The 18,751-nt window shown below is 32.1% G+C and carries 16 protein-coding genes and 5 pseudogenes; 14 read left to right on the top strand and 7 right to left on the bottom strand.

Annotated elements, in window-relative coordinates:
• Nucleotides 1-52 precede the first annotated feature (52 nt).
• From ACODR7_RS20550 to ACODR7_RS20540, 3 genes and pseudogenes are all read left to right on the top strand, one after another.
• Nucleotides 53-958: pseudogene (locus tag ACODR7_RS20550) on the top strand (IS1595 family transposase).
• Nucleotides 959-1,632: 674 nt separating this feature from the next.
• Nucleotides 1,633-2,136 (top strand): DUF4822 domain-containing protein, encoded by a 504-nt coding sequence (locus tag ACODR7_RS20545; RefSeq protein WP_488842027.1) that lies wholly within the window; start codon nucleotides 1,633-1,635, stop codon nucleotides 2,134-2,136.
• Nucleotides 2,137-2,237: 101 nt separating this feature from the next.
• Nucleotides 2,238-2,507, top strand: a pseudogene (locus ACODR7_RS20540) (IS1595 family transposase); the annotation flags it as partial.
• A 915-nt stretch (nucleotides 2,508-3,422) separates the two neighbouring features.
• On the opposite strand, the gene ACODR7_RS20535 reads toward ACODR7_RS20540, so the two are convergent.
• Nucleotides 3,423-4,097 carry a hypothetical protein gene (locus tag ACODR7_RS20535; RefSeq protein ID WP_488842025.1) on the bottom strand — a complete coding sequence of 225 codons (675 nt, stop codon included), beginning with the start codon at nucleotides 4,095-4,097 and terminating at the stop codon, nucleotides 3,423-3,425.
• Between the two features lie 1,370 nt (nucleotides 4,098-5,467).
• Between ACODR7_RS20535 and ACODR7_RS20530 the strand changes: the two genes are divergently transcribed.
• Entirely contained in the window at nucleotides 5,468-5,602 is a 135-nt protein-coding gene (locus ACODR7_RS20530) for a hypothetical protein (protein ID WP_488842023.1), read from the top strand.
• A 321-nt stretch (nucleotides 5,603-5,923) separates the two neighbouring features.
• Here the strand turns inward: ACODR7_RS20530 and ACODR7_RS20525 are convergent, their stop codons facing one another.
• The 5 genes from ACODR7_RS20525 to ACODR7_RS20505 all read right to left on the bottom strand — a co-directional run bounded on the left by ACODR7_RS20525 (nucleotide 5,924) and on the right by ACODR7_RS20505 (nucleotide 8,672).
• A complete protein-coding gene (locus ACODR7_RS20525) occupies nucleotides 5,924-6,232 on the bottom strand; it encodes a HigA family addiction module antitoxin (RefSeq protein WP_199766239.1) in 309 nt (102 codons plus the stop codon).
• Between the two features lie 17 nt (nucleotides 6,233-6,249).
• Nucleotides 6,250-6,543, bottom strand: coding sequence for a type II toxin-antitoxin system RelE/ParE family toxin (locus ACODR7_RS20520; RefSeq protein WP_488842022.1), 294 nt, complete (start codon nucleotides 6,541-6,543; stop codon nucleotides 6,250-6,252).
• 291 nt (nucleotides 6,544-6,834) lie between these two features.
• Nucleotides 6,835-7,068, bottom strand: a complete 234-nt coding sequence (locus ACODR7_RS20515; RefSeq protein WP_488842020.1) for a hypothetical protein — start codon at nucleotides 7,066-7,068, stop codon at nucleotides 6,835-6,837.
• A gap of 31 nt (nucleotides 7,069-7,099) precedes the next feature.
• A complete protein-coding gene (locus tag ACODR7_RS20510; protein ID WP_488842018.1) occupies nucleotides 7,100-7,690 on the bottom strand; it encodes an AAA family ATPase in 591 nt (196 codons plus the stop codon).
• Nucleotides 7,691-7,742: 52 nt separating this feature from the next.
• Nucleotides 7,743-8,672: a replication initiation protein gene (locus tag ACODR7_RS20505; RefSeq protein WP_488842016.1), complete on the bottom strand. Its 930-nt coding sequence runs from the start codon at nucleotides 8,670-8,672 to the stop codon at nucleotides 7,743-7,745.
• Between the two features lie 1,022 nt (nucleotides 8,673-9,694).
• Between ACODR7_RS20505 and ACODR7_RS20500 the strand changes: the two genes are divergently transcribed.
• The 4 genes and pseudogenes from ACODR7_RS20500 (at nucleotide 9,695) to ACODR7_RS20485 (ending at nucleotide 13,311) form a co-directional block, all read left to right on the top strand.
• Nucleotides 9,695-10,102: a plasmid mobilization protein gene (locus ACODR7_RS20500; RefSeq protein ID WP_488842015.1), complete on the top strand. Its 408-nt coding sequence runs from the start codon at nucleotides 9,695-9,697 to the stop codon at nucleotides 10,100-10,102.
• Nucleotides 10,096-10,911 carry a relaxase/mobilization nuclease domain-containing protein gene (locus ACODR7_RS20495; protein WP_488842013.1) on the top strand — a complete coding sequence of 272 codons (816 nt, stop codon included), beginning with the start codon at nucleotides 10,096-10,098 and terminating at the stop codon, nucleotides 10,909-10,911. The genes ACODR7_RS20500 and ACODR7_RS20495 overlap by 7 nt, the downstream gene beginning before the upstream one ends.
• A 22-nt stretch (nucleotides 10,912-10,933) precedes the next feature.
• Complete coding sequence (locus ACODR7_RS20490) at nucleotides 10,934-11,500, top strand: hypothetical protein (RefSeq protein WP_488842011.1); 567 nt, start codon at nucleotides 10,934-10,936, stop codon at nucleotides 11,498-11,500.
• A gap of 909 nt (nucleotides 11,501-12,409) precedes the next feature.
• Nucleotides 12,410-13,311, top strand: a pseudogene (locus tag ACODR7_RS20485) (IS1595 family transposase).
• 1 nt (nucleotide 13,312) lies between these two features.
• On the opposite strand, the gene ACODR7_RS20480 reads toward ACODR7_RS20485, so the two are convergent.
• On the bottom strand, nucleotides 13,313-13,669 hold the full coding sequence (locus tag ACODR7_RS20480) for a hypothetical protein (RefSeq protein ID WP_488842009.1): 357 nt from the start codon (nucleotides 13,667-13,669) through the stop codon (nucleotides 13,313-13,315).
• 1,060 nt (nucleotides 13,670-14,729) lie between these two features.
• On the opposite strand from ACODR7_RS20480, the gene ACODR7_RS20475 reads away from it, so the two are divergent.
• The 6 genes and pseudogenes from ACODR7_RS20475 to ACODR7_RS20450 all read left to right on the top strand — a co-directional run bounded on the left by ACODR7_RS20475 (nucleotide 14,730) and on the right by ACODR7_RS20450 (nucleotide 18,712).
• Nucleotides 14,730-16,208, top strand: coding sequence for a hypothetical protein (locus tag ACODR7_RS20475; RefSeq protein WP_488842007.1), 1,479 nt, complete (start codon nucleotides 14,730-14,732; stop codon nucleotides 16,206-16,208).
• A 529-nt stretch (nucleotides 16,209-16,737) separates the two neighbouring features.
• The gene (locus tag ACODR7_RS20470) at nucleotides 16,738-17,157 is read left to right on the top strand and encodes a helix-turn-helix domain-containing protein (protein ID WP_488842005.1); all 420 of its coding nucleotides are present in this window, start codon (nucleotides 16,738-16,740) and stop codon (nucleotides 17,155-17,157) included.
• 83 nt (nucleotides 17,158-17,240) lie between these two features.
• Nucleotides 17,241-17,477 (top strand): annotated as a pseudogene (locus ACODR7_RS20465) (hypothetical protein); the annotation flags it as partial.
• 48 nt (nucleotides 17,478-17,525) lie between these two features.
• A pseudogene (locus ACODR7_RS20460) lies at nucleotides 17,526-17,661 on the top strand (transposase); the annotation flags it as partial.
• A gap of 293 nt (nucleotides 17,662-17,954) precedes the next feature.
• Entirely contained in the window at nucleotides 17,955-18,386 is a 432-nt protein-coding gene (locus ACODR7_RS20455; RefSeq protein WP_488842003.1) for a helix-turn-helix domain-containing protein, read from the top strand.
• Complete coding sequence (locus ACODR7_RS20450; protein ID WP_488842002.1) at nucleotides 18,362-18,712, top strand: helix-turn-helix domain-containing protein; 351 nt, start codon at nucleotides 18,362-18,364, stop codon at nucleotides 18,710-18,712. Before ACODR7_RS20455 ends, ACODR7_RS20450 begins: the two co-directional genes overlap by 25 nt.
• Nucleotides 18,713-18,751 lie beyond the last annotated feature (39 nt).

The following is an 18,751-nucleotide window of genomic DNA, read 5'->3' as shown; positions in this document are numbered from 1 at the left end:
TATCCGTAATTGTTAATAATTTCATGTATTTATTTGTTATATAATAAGTTAGATGGATATATTTAGTTTTACCGCTCATTTTGGTACTGAGGAAGATTGCAAAGTTCATTTTAAAGAGCAGAGAGATAAAATTGGTGTGATTTGTAAATGCGGTCACAATGAGCATTTCTGGATTAAAAGTATCTGGAGTTACGAATGTAAAAAATGTCGTAAAAGAATTTCTCTGAAGAGTGGAACGATTATGCAGAACTCTAATCTTTCCTTTTTGATCTGGTACAAAACGATGTTTCTGATGAGCGTTACCAAGAAAGGTTTTTCGTCAAAAGAAATCCAGAAACAATTAGGATTGAAACGCTACGAACCGGTTTGGGCGATGGTTCATAAACTAAAGAAAGCAATGGGAAACCGTGATGAACAATATACTTTGGAAGGTATGATAGAATTTGACGAAGGATATTTTACTGTAGAATCCAGCGAAATTGAGCAAAACAAAGGGATTCGGGGACGGGGAGCAGCAGGAAAACAGAATGTTGCTGTAATAGCGGAATCTATACCTTTGGAGGATATTGATACTGGCGAAAAGTCTAAATCCTGCAGATATTTTAAAGCTAAAGTTTTAGAAACCCATCTATCCTTAGAAATTAGCGAAACCATTAAAGAATCTATTGATAATCAAAGTATTGTTTTTACTGATAAAAGCACCTCTTACGTAGATATTTCTGATTTTGTTGAGCTTCATATAACAGAAAAATCTAACAAAGAAACCACAAAAGAAACTTTAAAATGAGTTCATATAACCATCAGCAATACGAAACGAAATTTACTTGGGAATTATCATAAAATCAAAAGAAAATACTTACAACTATATTTAAATGAATTTATCTACAAACTGAACCGAAGGTATTTTGGAGACAAACTCTTTGAAAAGCTCATCATTGCTAACATTACAGCGTTATAATAAAAAACGGATATACGTAAAAAAAATATTTCTACACCAATAATACAATTAACTATTTAGCATGGCAAGCAAGAAACAATTTCGAACCGAAGAAGAATTTGTTTTTTGATTTGGTTAAATCTCATCTTTCAATTTCTATTCCTCTGCTATTAGAGAATTATTAATGTTTCCTGTTTCTTCTTTACGAAGCTCTAGCGTATGGAGTAGATTTTGCTTGTTAGATTACGCAGATATTATTTCATCTTCCGTATTTATCATCAGGAGAAAAGAAAAATAATACAAAGAATTATTGGACGATATTGTAAGAGCCATTCTATATAGATTGAAAACAAATGCCAATAATGGGAGTTTTTCTTTGAAACAAATTTTTAATGCGGGATATAGTTGAATCTGTGTTTACCAGTATTTTGAAAGATGGAGTGAAAATGGAAGCTGGGAAGTGATTAAGCAAAGACTCTTTGAAAAATACAGAACACTTTTGAATATGAGTAGTATTTAATTGGTTGGATCTCGAGAAAATTCTTGATTGAGCGAGTGAATGCATGGATGTATAACTTTAAAGCACTATTAATTAGATATGAGATAACACTGGAAAGGTTTACATCTATTAGCTTCTGTTTGTATTCTAGCCAGAAAACTTTAGGAAACTGCAATACTTAAAAATATACTTTTAAATGAATTTATATATTATGAACAAAAATTTTTTTATCGCTACTGCTTTAGTCGCTAGTGCTATGAGTATAACATCTTGTAGAGATGATGACGAAACTGCAACAATTCAAACTCTTAACCCTGCAGAGATTTTATCTTCTGTTAATGAATGGAAAACAACTATTGTAAAGGTAGAAGCAACGGGAGAAGATGTAACTAATTTAAATTTAGGTGTTGTAGGATTGGCTTCTTATAAAATGGATGGTACCTATGAAATTAAATCTATGAATGGTGTTTTAAGAAATTCAGGAAATTATGCAATTACACCAGATGGAAAGAGAAGAATACTAAATGCAACGACTGTATATAATGCTAATGGAGAAATTATTTCAGGAGCAACATTTACAAGAGTAACGGATATTACTACGATTAATAAAGATAAATTTACTTATAGAATATCTGGAGTAGCTTCTGCAGGAGGGCCAAATAATGTAAATGTTTTGGTGGAACATGTACCAAATAAATAGATTATTTTAATAGTTGTAACGTCCTGAAAACTGATACAGGATTTATGTATATCCGTAATTGTTAATAATTTCATGTATTTATTTGTTATATAATAAGTTAGATGGATATATTTAGTTTTACCGCTCATTTTGGTAGTGAGGAAGATTGCAAAGTTCATTTTAAAGAGCAGAGAGATAAAATTGGTGTGATTTGTAAATGCGGTCACAATGAGCATTTCTGGATTAAAAGTATCTGGAGTTACGAATGTAAAAAATGTCGTAAAAGAATTTCTCTGAAGAGTGGAACGATTATGCAGAACTCTAATCTTTCCTTTTTGATCTGGTACAAAACGATGTTTCTGATGAGCGTTACCAAAGAATTGGAAAAACAATCATTAGATTATATCCAAAAATCTGTATTTGAAGCAGCTTTGGAAAATCCTATCGATCAAAGAATGTATACACCAGACGACATAAGGAATTATGATAAAATAGCAAAAGCACGTTTGCCTTTATATTCTAGCCCAAAACTGACGGATGGTATTTACAAAAATTACAATTCATTCAGTATGCAGACTCCGGATAAACCCATTGATGAAATACAGATTGATTTAGTAATGATCACCAAAGCAACTTACATTGATGATAAAGGGAAAAAGAAAAATGCTAAAGATTATTCTTATGCAATTGTGAATCAAGGAAAAGTATTTATTTTCTGTGACGGAGAGTTATATTCAATGAGAAGAACTACAGATGATTTTTATTTCATTGTAAAAACAGATCCATCACCAAAAGCGGAAAAACATTTGAGATCAGCGAGCACAGGAGCTATATTTGGAGGTGTAATAGGAGGTGCTGTAGGCTATCTATTTACAAAAAATACAATGAATCGCTACGAATGTAAGTTGGATTATTTTAATGGAAAATATGAGATTGTAAGTGAAATTAAACCTTCTAAGTAAAACTAAATAGTAATTAATGTTGGGTGTGCAGCTTTATATCAAAGGGGATTATCACGCAAAAAATACAGAAATTATTTTAAATAAATAAGAGTAGTCTTCGGGCTACTCTTTTCATTTCTATATGAGGGTCGGTATGGATTCCTGCGTTATAGGCCCAGTGACCACATAGCTGCTAAAACGGCCAACTTTTTTGAACGCCTATGTGGTCACTGGGCCAAGTACTTTTCTTAATTAGTTTGCTTTATTGAGTTTGTTTAAATGCTTATATATAAGTATATTAAGCTAAAAATTGATGAGAGTTTAATATAAACTATTAGGTCTGAGTACTTATGAATGAATCAATCATCAATCAATATTACTACCTAGATAATTAATTGAAAAACTAGAATTATTTATTCTATACGATCTTGTATAATTAGCATAATTAGTTATGATATCTCCTTGATTAAAGAAAAAAATTCCACCCGTTGAATCTCCAAGAGAAGTAACCCCTCCTGTAAAATTATTTAAAGATCTAAAGATGGGAACATTGTTACGTCTAATATATAACTGCACTGTTCCTCCATTATTTGCCACAGTTAATTCACTATAAAGATTAACTGAATAAAAGCCTTCTTTATTTACAGTGAATGATCCATTACTATAAGTAATATATTCAGGGACTATTCTATTTCTATTGAACAAGATAAGAGAAGTAGTGTTTGCGTTAAAAAGAGTACTAAGATTTCTTGTAGCTATTCCTGCAATTCTTTGACTTGAAGGCGAATCGCTATTTTCTGCATTTTCAATATTCACCCACGTAGGTGGTTGTCCTGCTCCTCGAGATATTAGAACTTGTCCAGCCGTGCCTGAACTCCCCGAAGTTGTAGCATTACCTCCTGTATTAAGTTCATTTGTTATTTGCAAACTTCCATTTACATGAAGTGATTTTTGAGGAGTTGTAGTATTTATCCCTACTTGAGAATTAAAGTTATTTATAAATGCTACGATTATAAATAATGTATACAATTTTTTTTTCATTTTTTTTATTTATATTTTGAACAAAAATACTAATTTTTTTTTATTTATATTGAAGTCGTCTTGACTTTTTGGAAATAAAAAAGTCAAGACGACTTCATCATATACTTAAGCAAAGCTACCATAGGATAGCGACAGAGCTTGTCGTATTTTAAATTTGTTCATTTATGATTTGGTTTATAGGCACAAAAAAAAGCGTGGAGCTATGTCTACTGTCTTAGAGGTACTGGCATACCCGAACACAAATAAACAAGCCCACGCCGGAGCGTGAGCATTGCATATTCTTGTGTTCTTTTGAAAGTGCCAGTTTTCTAAGACAAGAAAGCAAATGCTTTAATTTTTTTACCGTAAATGTTATTGGTGCGAATTTAAGAAAGAAAAATTAAATATCCATCCAGTGAAATTTTTCAGCCGTCACTTCCTCAGACTTCTCGTTTTTTCAAAACGCTTGTCATTCGTTGCTCCTTAGTTCAAAATTTCTCAGGAAAAAAAATGCGCAAAAAAGGGTCAAAAAAATGGAAAGCCTGAAAAAAGATGTGTAAAATTGCGACAAAAAATTGCCTTACAAAAATAATAGAAAGGGGAAAAAATTACATAAAATCTGTAAGTAAGTAACATAAAAAATAGTTGGAGGATATATTCTTATGGGTTACCTTCGCAACGAAGACAGAGTCTCTCGCTTAGCGGGGGGCTTTTTTTATTACTATCTATCAAACTTTTTTAATGTAACATAACTTTTTAAAGACCTTCAATACCTTGCAGATCGGATGATATCAGAAAAACTTATCCTTACAAAAACAGGGGTTTCGATATGCGTCACAACTTTATTAAAGATCATGAAATGCCTTGTAAAGCCTTTATTCATGGTGTATGTAGAGAATTAAGAAAATGTGTCCTTTCGGGAGAGCCTGGTATTTTATCTATTTGTTCCGGAAGAGATTGAGCAAAACGATAAAAGCTTTAATGTGATATTACTTTTGAGAAAATTATAGGAGCTGAAGAGATTTTATATAAAAACTTATAAATAGAATATGGAAGAATAGTAAACACAGGTTTTTGAGGCGGGATAAGCCCCTAATGGTAAAGGAAATATTTTGCTCAGTATTTAAAATGATAATAAATCCTTTATTCATGGTATATGTAGAGAAGTATAAAAACATGTCCTTTTCAGAGAACTGAAGATTTTCTCTATTTGTTCCGGAAGAGATTTAAGCAAATCGGAAAAAGCCCTGGTGTGATATTATTTTTGAAGAAGCCGTTTTCAGGGATCAAAACCCTGAGCCATGAAATTTTTAAAAAGTTTTACTAAAAAGTGATCTTTTGAGTAAAACCTGAATATTTATAATAAAGAAAACAATTTAATTTTTTTACATATGATTAATACATTTAGTATCGTAGTAGTAATAGGACTCTTTGTCTTATTCACAGTAGGAATTCTCGCGAAGAGAAAATTTAAAGGATTCATCAAGTATGATTCTTTTAAAATGGGAATTGAGGCGGAGGATTAACCGTCTCTTTATTAAACCAGGTAAGATCGTCTTACCTGGTTTTTTTTATAATAGGATATCCTTTTAGCATAAAAGAAATTACCTTGGAAATGGTAATTTTAACATAAAAAAAAATGTATAATTTTCAAATATAGGAACGAATTTATAGGAATTGTACAAATTAAGAATGTTAAAATTTTAGTTCCGTTTGAAAACCAATGTTTTATAAAACACCAGAACAGTCAATAATCTACTTTATGTTAAATCGTGGTTTCGCATTCTTTATCATAAAATAAAAAAATAGTTTTCGAGAGAAAACTATTTATATTGATTAATCAGATTTTAATAGCCAGCCTCGTAGCTAAATTTTTTTAATCCTTCCTCTTCAAATTCACTTTCTGCCAACCCTAACTCATAATTGCGCTGTAATCTGAGCCAAAATTCAGCTTCTCCTCCAAAAACATAGCTAATGCGTAATGCCATATTTGGAGTGATCCCACTTTTTCCATTTAGGATGTTAGATAGGGTAAGCCTCGTAGTATTTAAATACTCAGAGGCCTTACCTATTGTCAATTCCTCTGGTTCTATAACTAAACTTTTTAGTATTTGCCCAGGATGGATGTTCAGACTTTTATGTCTTTTAATTGTCATATAATAAAACTCTACGATTAGTGATAATCGATTAAGTCCACATGTGAAACTGTCTTCGTATCACTATCAAATTTAAAAATAATTCTGTAGTTCCCTGAAACAGATATTGCCCAATAATCAGATAATTTACCTTTTAATTTATGAGGTTCTAAATGTCGAAGTCTTTTTAGGTCTTCTGGAACTCTTTCTAATGTATCAATCACAATAAGGATTGATGTAATTTTTTCAACCATCTTTGGTTGAAGTTTACTTCCGTCTCCGTTGACGAATAATTTTTCTAAGCCTTTATGCTTAAATGATTTAACACCCATTTCTTAATTTTTAATGTCCGGCTTAGTGACCGGGTTTCTTCGATTGCTGCCTTCATTGTCATAAAATTTAGTTGTTAGTATAATTTGATATAATTGTATAGTGTAAATATACACTATATATTTCAAAAATGCAACTATCTAATAAAAAGTATTAAGATTATTGACGGGTACAGTAGGAATTCTCACAAAGAGAAAATTTAATGGTTCATTCGAATATGAATCATCTAAAATGGGAATAGAGGTGAAAGATTAAACCTTTATTCATAAAGATAAGATTTCCTGGCTTGTCTTTTATTTATTATCAATGAAATACTTTTCCTCAATAGCAGAATTTATAAGATCTTTTAGACTGATATTTTGTTCTACAGATATCATTTTGAGAGCTTTTAACTTCTCTGCAGGAATATGCAGAGAAAAAAGAATTTCATTTTTTTTCTGTTTAATTGGGACAACTTTTTGTACCGGAGTTTTTACTTGTGTTTCTTTAGCCTTGCCTATAAGTGCGCTAAAATCTTGCTTTGCCATGATTTATATAAATATATAATTATATAATTATTTAATTATTGATTGTGATTGTCAAAACTTCTTTTGTCAGAGCATCAATTTGTTTTTGTGCCTTATTGTTATCTTCCACTCCATTAATTAAAACAGATCGAGAGAATATCACCAGATCAGAGATCATGTTTTTGGAAACTTTGACATTGTAATCACTTAATTGATCTTTTATTTCTTCGGTTAGGGTTGTATTAGGCTTAACCATATTGAAGACGATAAGAGCTTTATTTTCGTTTCTTGAATGTTCAATGATATTAATAGTGCTTTTGATGGCCAAAAGATCTAAAACACCTGCTTTTGTAGGAATAATAATAACATCTGCAAGATCGCATAGTTCAGTAAGTTTATTAGACAAGTACGGAGGTGTATCAATAAAAATAAAATCAAAATCTAAATTCTGAATTTCTTTTAATTTGTCTTCAGAGAAGATAGGAACTTCAGACAAATCCCGAACCTGGTATAAAGAACCTTGAGCATCTAAATCAATAATGCAGACTTTTGCATTTTCTTTAAGATTTACAGCAAGATTAAATAATAGTGTTGATTTTCCTACTCCTCCTTTCTGATGGGTTGTTAATATAATTTTAGACATATATAAATATATAATTACACAAATATATAAAAATATAATTAAATAAATATATTTAATTTTTAGAAGGCAAAATCCCTTTTTTCTGATATATGCCAATTAGATATCCGACAGAATTTTCAATCTTCAGTTTTCTCTGTCTGATTTTTTCGTTCAGCTCTGTAATTAAGATATCAAAATCCTTCTCTTTTTCTTTTCCGGAAATGAGTTCCGCCTGTTCCTGATTAAGTCCATAAGTAATTAATTTTGATGTAAATTTTTGAATATTTAAAGGCTTTTCAAAATCAATTTCCAACTGTTTAAACTTTTGAGAATTTATATGCAGAGTGATCCAGTAAAATTCCCGACCTCTTTTCTTAAGTTCATAATCCAATTCAATATCTGTATTTTCAGAAATTTGCTTTCTGGCGATATCAAGAACTTTGATTTTAAAATCGCTTATTCTTTCAAACTGCTCATTCCCTTTTTTGTCGATCAATCCAAGCATTTGTTTTAGTTCTTGGATTTCAAAACGCTTTGTTCCGACACTTCGCCATTGTCGAGCAATAGCATATAATCTTTTAGCATACTTTGAAGAGCAGTTTAATACAGATTTTAACTGTAAGGCTGTGAAATTATTTTTCAGATCAAAAAAGTAAGGTTTAGCACTTTCATTAATTTTTATATTAAATGAGCCTGTTCCCTTCATATAATCGACATATTCAAATAACCAAAGTTGGCGATATCTTTCAGGAGTTTCAATTTCAAATAATTTACTACCTATTTCTGCTGTTGCATCTCTTAACTGTTTGTAGTTCCATTTTCGCCCTGTTATTTCTTCAATATCATGTGTATGAATGGTATATTCCAATTTATCTTTTTCAAGGCAGGAAAGAACCATAAAAAGAATATCGAGCATACAGGCAGAATAATCATATCTTCCGGATGTTATTACATTATGTTGATAAACCAGCTTATCTGAAGAATTAGCATCTATTAATTCCATGAAATATAATTTTGAAGAACAAAGATAAAAACAAAAACGACATTAAAAAACATCTGTCATAAATTAATGTCGCAAAAAACTTATAAAAAGTCGTTTTTAACTTATAAAAGGTCGTTCTAAAACTTATAAAAGGTCGTTTTTGGCTTATAAAAAGTCGTTTTTAGCTTATAAAAAGTCGTTTTTAAAATTGTAAAATGTTATATATTAATTAATTACAAATACTTAAAATAACAAAATAAGAAAGTAATAAATATTTTAAAAGATACGTTTGTTCAAAAGGACTTTTAGGTTTTCTATTGAAGTGAAAATTTTTCCTGTCATTGTGTCATGTGCAGGGTGGGAGAAAAACAAAAAGAACGAAAAACCAGTTTTTCTCAATCGGCTTGGGCGGGCGGTTGTTATGCGATTCATAATAATTTATGATAGATAAATTCTATTAAATCTGTGATCGATCGGTGAGCTGTCGGGCGAGTGATCAGAGCGATATTACTTCCGGAACAGGCTTGACTTTTTTCTCTTCAGTTTTATCTCTTTGGACTTTATTTTTTGCAGAATGTTTGGAGTGTTTCAATTTCGGTTCTGGGCGGTGAGCTGATCTGAAGTATTACTTTTTTTAAGAGGGCAAAAGCTGGGCGATCTTCCGGAATGTGAGGGAGCTGTACCTGTAAAAAATGCGCCTGTGTTGCGTGGTAATGCAGAAATGTGTAAATTAGCGTTAAAAAATATGTATATAGTAAAAGCAAGTAGTACCTTTTGACGTCAAAAACCTACGCTACCGCTCCGATTTTCGCCACAAAAGGACCACTTGCTTTTCTCCTATCGTCGAAAAGGGAAAGCAGAACCGCTAAGGATTACAGTACACTTTTAACGGATAGACCTACATAGTTAGAATTTTAATAGTCGGAAAAAACAAAGGAGAAAAAAATAAAAGCTCTCCAAAATGGAGAGCCAAAGTTGATTATAAATTTTCTCAATCAGAAGAAAAATTTAGAGCAGTAAAAATAAAAAAAAACCGTCCAATTATGGAAGACCAAAATCAGGAAGACTGGGAATCTCTTTTTAAGGAAGAATTTGAGCAAATTGATAGACAAAACCAATATCGAGAACGGGGGAAGCTCGGAGGTCGTCCGAGATTGAACACCCCAAAATCGGAGCGTTTGGCACTTCGTTTTACGGTAAAGGAAATGAAAAAGCTAAAAGAAAGAGCGGATAAAAAAAAGCTGAAGCTCACGGATTACAGCCGGATCATACTCTTAGAAAAAGAACTTCCGGACTATGAAAAAAACATTCTTTTGACCGAGTATGCGACCAACTTCCGGAGAATCGGAAACTATATGAAAAGGGAAATCTTCACGCCTGAAGAAAGAGCCGGACTACTCAGGGAGATTGAAGAAGCGATCAAAGGAATCAAAGCACAGGTAAAATGGTAATATCTGCATCAACAAGAAATGTAAGTTCTGCATCCATCCAGTACCAACAGAGCGACAAGGAGCAGAGCGTGGAAGTATGCCGGAACGGACTTTCCGGAGAGAAGCCGAAAGAACTGTTTGAAGAATTTAAACAGGTAGCCGATCTGAATACAAGAACGGAGAATAAGTACGTTACGGCTGTAATATCGCCCCCAAAGGAGTACAGCAAAGATTTAAGCCTTAACGATTGGGCGAAACTGGCAGAGGACTATTTAAAGCGTGAGGGAATCGGTAAGGATAATCAATATTTAGTGCATCTGCATCAAAGTACGGACGACAAACACCTGCATATTATAGCGAACAGGATCGATTTTCACGGTAAAAATCAGGTTACGAGCCACAATATCGGGGAAAGAGCATCCGGACACGCTGAAGTATTATCGAAACAGCGGAACTGGAAGACCGCACCGGAGATCACCGGAGAGAAGAAAGCGGAAATAAAAAATGTGCTTCTTGAGGAAAAATCGCAAAGCCGGAGCTTGGGCGATCTCGTTTCAAGAATGGATAATCGGGGATATATTATGCAGATCAGCGAGAACTCCAAAGGCTTAAACGGTGCAAGGATCATTCCGAAAGCAGATATCAATATGAATCCCTCCGTTTTGGAAAAAGTAAGCAAACAAGGCTTTAAACTAAGCGAAATTGATCCCAAATTAAAGATTAAGGATATCGCCCTGGAACTTACAAAACTTACTCCTAAAAACATAGCATTGGAAGTAACAAAAAGTGTAACCCGGAATATTACCAAAGACAGAGGAATGTCATTATAAAAAAGTAACAAAATATAAAATTATGGAAGAAAACAACAATCAAAGTCCTGGCAGGCTCAGCCCCTCGGAATTACTGGAACAATTAAAAATCACCACCGAAGCCCTGCGCAGGGAATCCCAGCAGTTAAATTCCAGTATTCCAGGAATAGATAAAAAGCTGAAGGAATCCGGAGAGCTGATTGATAGAAGCCTAAAGGAACTTAAAAGCAGTGTTATGGATATCAGGGTAGGAATCTCTGCTGAAGATCTGAAGAAGCTCGAAGCTTACAAAGATTACTTTAAGCATTATAAACCTGTGTTGTATATTTCTTTATTCGTGATGATATCAGGTTGGGGATTGGCTCTATTCGGGGCATATTCCGGAATGAAATATTATAAAGAGGGTGTGCGCACCAAGCAGGAAATTAGACACGAAGTTCTTCAGGAGATCGGAAATGACGGTAATGTCATTGTAGAAAAACAGAAACTTGATTATTATAAGGAACTCAATGGAGTTTTAAAAGCCTGGGAAAAATCCAATCCCAAGGATAGCGAATCATTCCGGAACTACTACAGGGGATTTCAGGAATTTAAAAAAGGAAATAAATAACTGTTTTTTCCGACTATAAACAGGGCTGAAAATTATATTTTTATACCATGTAAACGTTAAACATCCCTTAGAAAAATACAATACAGCACAGGAAAATTTCATTAATAATCTTGCTGATAAAGATAAAGAATATCATTCTTTATTATTTTCTTACGGTAACGCCAGTTATCTATATCATAATTTACCCATAGAACCAACGTTTGAGGATTATACGGAGTGGTTAGAGGGATTGCAAGAAAACATTAGAAAAGATATGCACTCCAAAGGTTTTGAAGCCTGTAAAAGCATTCTATCCTTTACACGTTATGTCAGAGAAAAAAATGATATTCACATGGAAGATTTTATTATAAAAAAAATGGGAATTGAGCAGTACAGTAAATATAAAGAGCTTTTCTAATGATTTGAGAAGAGGCTAAAATTTTTTTATTGGGTAAAGCTTCGGTATAGAACTAAGTAGAACCAGTTAAGGAATCCGGATTTTAATAATTGCGCATAAATCGGCTACGCCTACTCATGTATTTTTCAAAAATTATAAATTTTATCAAAATACATTCGGGTAAAAAGGTTAGTCAACGAAAAGGAAAATTTTGTACGTTAAGCTTTTTATCTATTAAAAACAATATTATGATAGATTTAATCCTTAACCCGGTTTTTTTTACTTTTCGTGAGCTAACCCCTATTGAAACAAAAAAGCTCCTGCACTTACTGCAGGAGCTAAAAATATAAAGTTAGTGAATAAGAAATTTCTAAAAACCTTTATTTATCATTTCTATTCTAACATCCAAACTTTCATTCATTGCTGAATTAGGCTTATAATAATTTAGCATATAGTTTTCGGTATCCCAAACAATATAAATGTATTGAGTTATCCAAATAAATTCTGTATATTATTGCTTGAAATTAAGTTATATGGAAATATTTAAAGGTCAAAACCTTATCAACTTTGGAGAAGTCTTCCCCGATGACGATTCATGTCTGGGTTATTTGTTTGACCTGAAATGGAAGGATGGCTTTGTTTGTAGGAAGTGCGGTCATACTTCAGGCTGTAAAAAATCAGGATATAAGTATCATTGTTATAGGTGCAATCATGTAGAAAGCGCCACAGCAGGGACCTTATTTCATAGGGTTCGATTTGGGTTACGCAAAGCGTTTCATATTGTTTTCGAAATGGTTAACAGCAGTAAAGGGATGTCCAGCATTCAGGTAGGTCTTCGCTATGGCATCCGTAAGCCCACGGCATGGACATTTATGCATAAGGTGAGTAAAGCCATGGAAAGCAGTAAGAAATATCCGATGTCTGAGTTGGTTCATGTAGATGAATTTGTGGTAGGGGGAATGGAAGAGGGTAAAAAAGGCAGAAGCTACAACACCCAAAAAACCAAAGCGGTTGTGGCGGTTGAACTTACTGAAAAGCATCAGGTGAAACGTGTTTACATCAAAGCCATTGATGATTATTCTGCTAAATCCTTAACGCCTATTTTGAGCATCACATCAGTGAATCAGCCAAAGTGATGACTGACAAGTGGAAAGGATATCTTCCCTTGAGCAAAAAGTATAACATTGAGCAAATCTCTTCGGATCAGGGAAAGAATTTTAAACAATTACACGTGATTATCCACCAGATAAAGTCCTGGATCCGAACAATACCAACCCATGCAAGCAAAAAACATGTAGAAAGTTACTTTAATGAGTTTTCATATCGTATTAACCGTTCTCAAAATAGAAATACCATCTTTCATAACATTATTCAAAGAATGGTTAATTCAAAACCTTTGCAATACCTTAAATTAATACAGAAATTAAACGTATAACTCAATAAATGTATTCATTTAATTTAGCTTTATCAAACTTAAAGTCCTTACTGGATGCTATACCAGAGCTAAATGTACCTTCTTTTTCATTATTGTTATGACTTGGAAATAGATTGGCTTCAAAAGCAACTTTCGGACTTCCATATAACTCTAATAATTTACTTAAGATATCTGAATGCTTTTTAGCATCTATGGAAAAAATTATTGAATTTATTGTATCATTGTTAATTCCAAAATTAGAAGCTTTTACTTCTTTTCCTAAAAAGGATAAAGGTAATTTATTTTCAAATGTTTGACCTTTACTATAAGTATTTAAAGACCCTAATTTTTTCCCAAAAATATCATGCGTTAATTCCATTATTGCAAATTTTTATCTTATGTTAATATAAAAATTATCTCCTGCTATTCCTCTTACTAAAGGATAATTTGAAACAGTAATAATAATGGATTCATAATTCCATCTTATAACGTCTGAATTCATAATCTCTTCAATATCATTATTTTTAACATTGAAGTCGTCTTGACTTTTTTATTTCCAAAAAGTCAAGACGACTTCATTGGCTACATCAGAACAAAATACAAAGACTTACCGCATTTCAGATCGAGAAAATAATAATAGCAAGTTATTCCAAGTTTAGAAAAGTTCTTTTTGGAAAAATAACAAAAGGAGTTTGCGAAGATTCAAGAAGTATCATTGATAATTGCCTAGAGGATAAAACTGAATCGATTAATTTTTCTTTTCTAAAGTCAGATCCTGGAAGGTTAAGCCTCGATTCTGTATTAAAAGAGATAGAAAAACTGGAGTTTATTAGCCTTTTAAAAATTCCCTCCAAGCAGCTTGATTCTTTAAACCCTAAGATCATTAATGATATCAAGTCTCGTGTTTTTTCTGAAACTGCTTGGGAGATTAAACGTCATCCAACTGCTATTCGCTATGCATTAATGAGTGTTTTCTTTTATACCAGACGCAGTGAAATTATAGACGGATTAATAGAATTACTTATCCAGATCATCCATCGCTTGTCCGTAAAAGCAGAAAAGAAAGTATTTAAAGTATTGATGTAGGATTTTAGAAAGGTCTATGGCAAAAATACTTTGTTAGGCAGAATAGCTGAAGCTTCTTTAAATAACCCTGACAGCTCCGTCAAAGAAGTTGTTTATCCTATTGCAGGAGTACAGACACTCAGTAACCTAGTCAAAGAATATAAATCATCAGGAAAAAAAAGCTAGTGAAATTCTATATTAAGTGAATTGATAGATGTGTCTAATATTATTGATTATCGATGTTGACAACAATAAATAAATCAAATATTTGTGCTTTATCTTAAATTGTTAATTTTTAGGTAAAAAAAAAACAATTTTATTATCTATAGTTAATAATTTTTAATATACATTTGCAATACAAATCTATCTCAAAAATGGAAAAAAAAATATTATCTTTGGCTGTTATTGTTGTTAGCACATTAGGGTATGCACAAGTGGGGATTAATACCACAACTCCACAGTCTACTATGGATATTACTGCAAAAAACTCTAACGGAATGTCAACGTTAGTAGACGGATTACTAATACCACGTGTAGATATACAAAGGGCTGTCAATATGGTCTCTGTTCAACCTTCTACTCTTATTTATGTCAATAATATTTCCACTGGAAGTGCTACGGGACAGGGATCAAATATAGATAGCATTGGATTTTATTATTTTGAAGGGGTTACAAGTAAGTGGACTAAGTTAGCACCAAGTGTAACTACAGCAGATCCTACTCCGGATGCATTTATAGATGATAGTGGAAATACAATGGTTAAGCTTGGAGCAACTTCATCTGGTTCTGTGAGAGCAGCGGGTTCAGATTTTGTCATTAAAGATAATGGGGAAGTTGGAGTTGGCACTTCTGCTCCTCTCCAAAAGCTTGATGTTAGAGGTAGCGGTAGATTTGAGTCTAATAATACCTCTCTTAACATGATTTCTTCTGGTACTTCTCCATCTTACATGAACATTGTTAGAAACAATGGTGGGGCAAATTTATCTTCAGATAATTTGATTGGTTATGTAGACTTCCGAGGACGGATTAATAATGCAGATAATTCTCCCTTGGGTACTATTGTATCTACTTATAAAGGAGACGGCACTAATAATTTATCTTCGCTTGACTTTCGTACTAGTGGAAATCAAGGTATTGATATGTTATTGGATTCCTCAGGAAATCTTGGAATTGGTACTTCAACACCAACTCAAAAGTTAGAAGTTAATGGTAATATTAAATTCAATGCCGTACCAAATGGTTTATCTGTAGATAATTCGGACAGAATAATGGTACTCCAAAGTGATGGAACTGGTAAAAAAGTTCCTTTATCTAGTCTTCAGCCTGCCGGTACTTATACCCCAAGAGGAGTATTTGTTTCAGGCCCAAGCAATCCTGTAACATATGCACTGAATCAATCGTATACGAGTAGTACAATAATAAATAATATTGATCTGAATTATTCAATGACAGTATATGTACCAGCCAATACATCTTCCCTAATAATTTTTAATTATTCAGTCCCAAACGGACTTACTGATTCAACCGGAGATTTTCTTAGACTTAATACAAGTGGTATTGTGTATCAGGGTGTAAGATTCGTAAGGAATGGTGTTGAAGCCCCTTCTGGATCAAGAAAGTTTTTGCAGAATGGAGTTTCCACAATTTCAGGAATTTATACAGAGACTTACAATAATACTACATCAACCGAAGTTGCAATAACATTTAGACTTGACGGATACATTGAAATAACAAGTGGAACAAATTTTCCTAGTGGAACTTATGCAAGATTTAATATGAATAAGGAATCTGGCCAAAATTATAATTGGGGGAAAGGAACTCTTACTTTACAGCAATTTGATAAACCTTTGTAACAATATTATATGAAGATAGAAGTAAATAAAAAAATGATTGTAATCAAACTTACCAACATGTAAATGATTCTCATAAAAAAATGTTTACTAAATAATAATTTCTATTTCAAATAACAATAAATTGAATTTTTAATATATTGATCTCCAAATTTTTAAGTCTTTTTTAATAATAAACCCCTTAGAATTACTACCAGCAAGGTTCCAAAAACACAATTATAGAAAAGTGTATTATAAAAAAGATTCACAGTGAAAAGGTTATTAAACGAATAAAGCAGGATTTTTAGTCAAGATTTACAATAGGATATGATTTTTGCATGATGTAAGAATCGTATCCTATAATTCAAATTTTAAATCTTAGATATGATAAAGCAACTGAGAAAAAAATATTCGCTACAAAGTTTTAAAAATTGAGTAAAGGCATTTTACTATAGAAATTTGGAGGTTTTCTTTTGAGAAGATCAAATAGTTACTATTACAAAGCAGTAAGTACTCAGACCTAAATACTTTATATTATTTGTAACTTTGAAAAATGGGTCGAGTAAATACACCGAATTTAAGTAGGGTTTCAAGAGAAGAATTAGAAATATTGCAGATAAATTCTGCTAATGCCAGCTTACGCAAACGCTGTCAACTGATTCTATTAAAAGCGGATGGACGTAGTTCAAAAGATATAGGAAGTATTTTGAGAATGAGCCATGTGAGTGTTAACAGTTGGGTTAAACGATATAAAGAAGAAGGAATTTTGGGTTTGTCTATTAGACCTGGAAGAGGAAAGAAAGGGTTGTTAAATTTTGAAGAAGATAAGGAGCAGATTTTGGCATCTATAAAAAAGCATCGTCAGAAAGTATCCTCAGCCAAAGCAGAATGGGAGTTGGTGAGTGGAAAACAAGTGAGCGAAAAAACCTTTAAACGGTTTTTAAAAAGCTTGGTGGAAGATATAAACGGATAAGAAAACGCCCTAAAGGTAAATGCAATGAAGCGTTGTATGTCTCCAAAAAATTAGATTTACAAGAACTGGAAACCCTTGAAAGTATGGGGTTGATTGATTTGTTTTATGGAGATGAGAGCCATGTAAGCTGCGAAGGCTACGTTCCTTATGGATGGCAATTCCCCGATGAAGAAGTAGCTGTTTATGTAGAAAAAGGCTACAAAACAAATATTTTTGGAATGATTAACCGCTCCAACGTGTGCCATTGGGAGACCACCCAGCAAAACATTAACAGTGAGTTTGTGATAATTTTTTTAGAGAATTTATCTTTTAAAATACAGAGAAAAACGGTAGTTGCTTTAGATAATGCGTCTGTTCATCGGTCAAAACTATTCATCACCGCCACCGATAACTTAAACGGATTTACCCAGACTATCCGAAGTGTTTTTCCTGAATCTCAAACCCAAATCTGTGTCGTTCGTTCATCAGATCAGAAACGCTTGCAAATATGCGTTTAAAAAGGATATTTTCTTCCTGTAGCTATTTAAACTCTTTAAGATGCTACGCATCCATTCCATCATACTACTTGCTTGCACTGATAGAAAGTAGAGCTATAAATCTAATGTTTTCGACAGATATCTTTCGTCGATTTCATAGGTTCATATTCTTTCAAGAATATTGATACTGATATCCTGAAAATTTACCTTTTTTTATAAGGTTTAATAAACTAAATTTGATAATTTTAATAGCCTTAAATAAGGATGCTTACCTTTAAAATATTACAGACAATACCGTTTTATCATAAACATAATTAATATATGAAGAATTTTAAAGATATTCACATTGGTAGTCTCTTGAGCAAAGAGGTTAAAGAAAAAAGTGTAGATATATTAAGAATTTGTAATTTTTTTAAACTCAATGAAATAGAAATAGAGTCTATGTACGCAATGAAAGATTTGCCAACAGACACTCTTATGAAATGGAGTAAACTTCTTGATTATGATTTTTTCAGGATATATAGCCAACATCTAATTCTTTATTCTCCTCCTTCTCGATTACAAGATCAAAAAAAATCTACAACTTTCAAATCTTCACTTCCCCAGTTTCGAAAAAATATTTATACTAAAGAAATAATAGATTTTATGTTGGAGATGTTAGAAAATGGAGAAAAAACAAAACGACAAATAATAGATGAATACAAAATTCCTAAAACTACATTATACAAATGGATAAAAAAATACAAAAAATAGAACGTCCTGATTATAAACGTATTTATGCTGATATTATTAAAAAAAAATATCCTGAAAAAGAAGAAAAATTTATTGGTATATTAAAAAAGCGTGATCTTACAACTCTCGATATTATTAGACTAAATTCTTTAATATTTGGGACAAAAAATACAGATAATAACACTTTTAATCAAAGTCATAAATCATATGATATATCAACTATACGGGAAATATTGAAATATCAAATACATAACAATTTAAACAATACTCACTTAGCAAGTCATTTTAAATTAAGTAGAAATACGATCACTAAATGGAAAAAAATATTGTGTATCCGTAATTGTTAATAATTTCATGTATTTATTTGTTATATAATAAGTTAGATG

Source organism: Chryseobacterium sp. FG46 (assembly GCF_057809135.1).
Note: the sequence above shows the minus strand (reverse complement) of the source record. Positions and strands in the feature narration are given on the sequence as shown.

Coding starts and splice junctions, on each gene's coding strand:
- ACODR7_RS20535 (WP_488842025.1), bottom strand. CDS start 4,097: ATGAAAAAAAAATTGTATACATTATTTATAATCGTAGCATTTATAAAT.
- ACODR7_RS20450 (WP_488842002.1), top strand. CDS start 18,362: ATGGATAAAAAAATACAAAAAATAGAACGTCCTGATTATAAACGTATT.
- ACODR7_RS20480 (WP_488842009.1), bottom strand. CDS start 13,669: ATGGAATTAACGCATGATATTTTTGGGAAAAAATTAGGGTCTTTAAAT.
- ACODR7_RS20495 (WP_488842013.1), top strand. CDS start 10,096: ATGGTAATATCTGCATCAACAAGAAATGTAAGTTCTGCATCCATCCAG.
- ACODR7_RS20470 (WP_488842005.1), top strand. CDS start 16,738: ATGGGTCGAGTAAATACACCGAATTTAAGTAGGGTTTCAAGAGAAGAA.
- ACODR7_RS20515 (WP_488842020.1), bottom strand. CDS start 7,068: ATGGCAAAGCAAGATTTTAGCGCACTTATAGGCAAGGCTAAAGAAACA.
- ACODR7_RS20505 (WP_488842016.1), bottom strand. CDS start 8,672: ATGGAATTAATAGATGCTAATTCTTCAGATAAGCTGGTTTATCAACAT.
- ACODR7_RS20455 (WP_488842003.1), top strand. CDS start 17,955: ATGAAGAATTTTAAAGATATTCACATTGGTAGTCTCTTGAGCAAAGAG.
- ACODR7_RS20510 (WP_488842018.1), bottom strand. CDS start 7,690: ATGTCTAAAATTATATTAACAACCCATCAGAAAGGAGGAGTAGGAAAA.
- ACODR7_RS20525 (WP_199766239.1), bottom strand. CDS start 6,232: ATGACAATTAAAAGACATAAAAGTCTGAACATCCATCCTGGGCAAATA.
- ACODR7_RS20545 (WP_488842027.1), top strand. CDS start 1,633: ATGAATTTATATATTATGAACAAAAATTTTTTTATCGCTACTGCTTTA.
- ACODR7_RS20530 (WP_488842023.1), top strand. CDS start 5,468: ATGATTAATACATTTAGTATCGTAGTAGTAATAGGACTCTTTGTCTTA.
- ACODR7_RS20490 (WP_488842011.1), top strand. CDS start 10,934: ATGGAAGAAAACAACAATCAAAGTCCTGGCAGGCTCAGCCCCTCGGAA.
- ACODR7_RS20475 (WP_488842007.1), top strand. CDS start 14,730: ATGGAAAAAAAAATATTATCTTTGGCTGTTATTGTTGTTAGCACATTA.
- ACODR7_RS20520 (WP_488842022.1), bottom strand. CDS start 6,543: ATGGGTGTTAAATCATTTAAGCATAAAGGCTTAGAAAAATTATTCGTC.
- ACODR7_RS20500 (WP_488842015.1), top strand. CDS start 9,695: ATGGAAGACCAAAATCAGGAAGACTGGGAATCTCTTTTTAAGGAAGAA.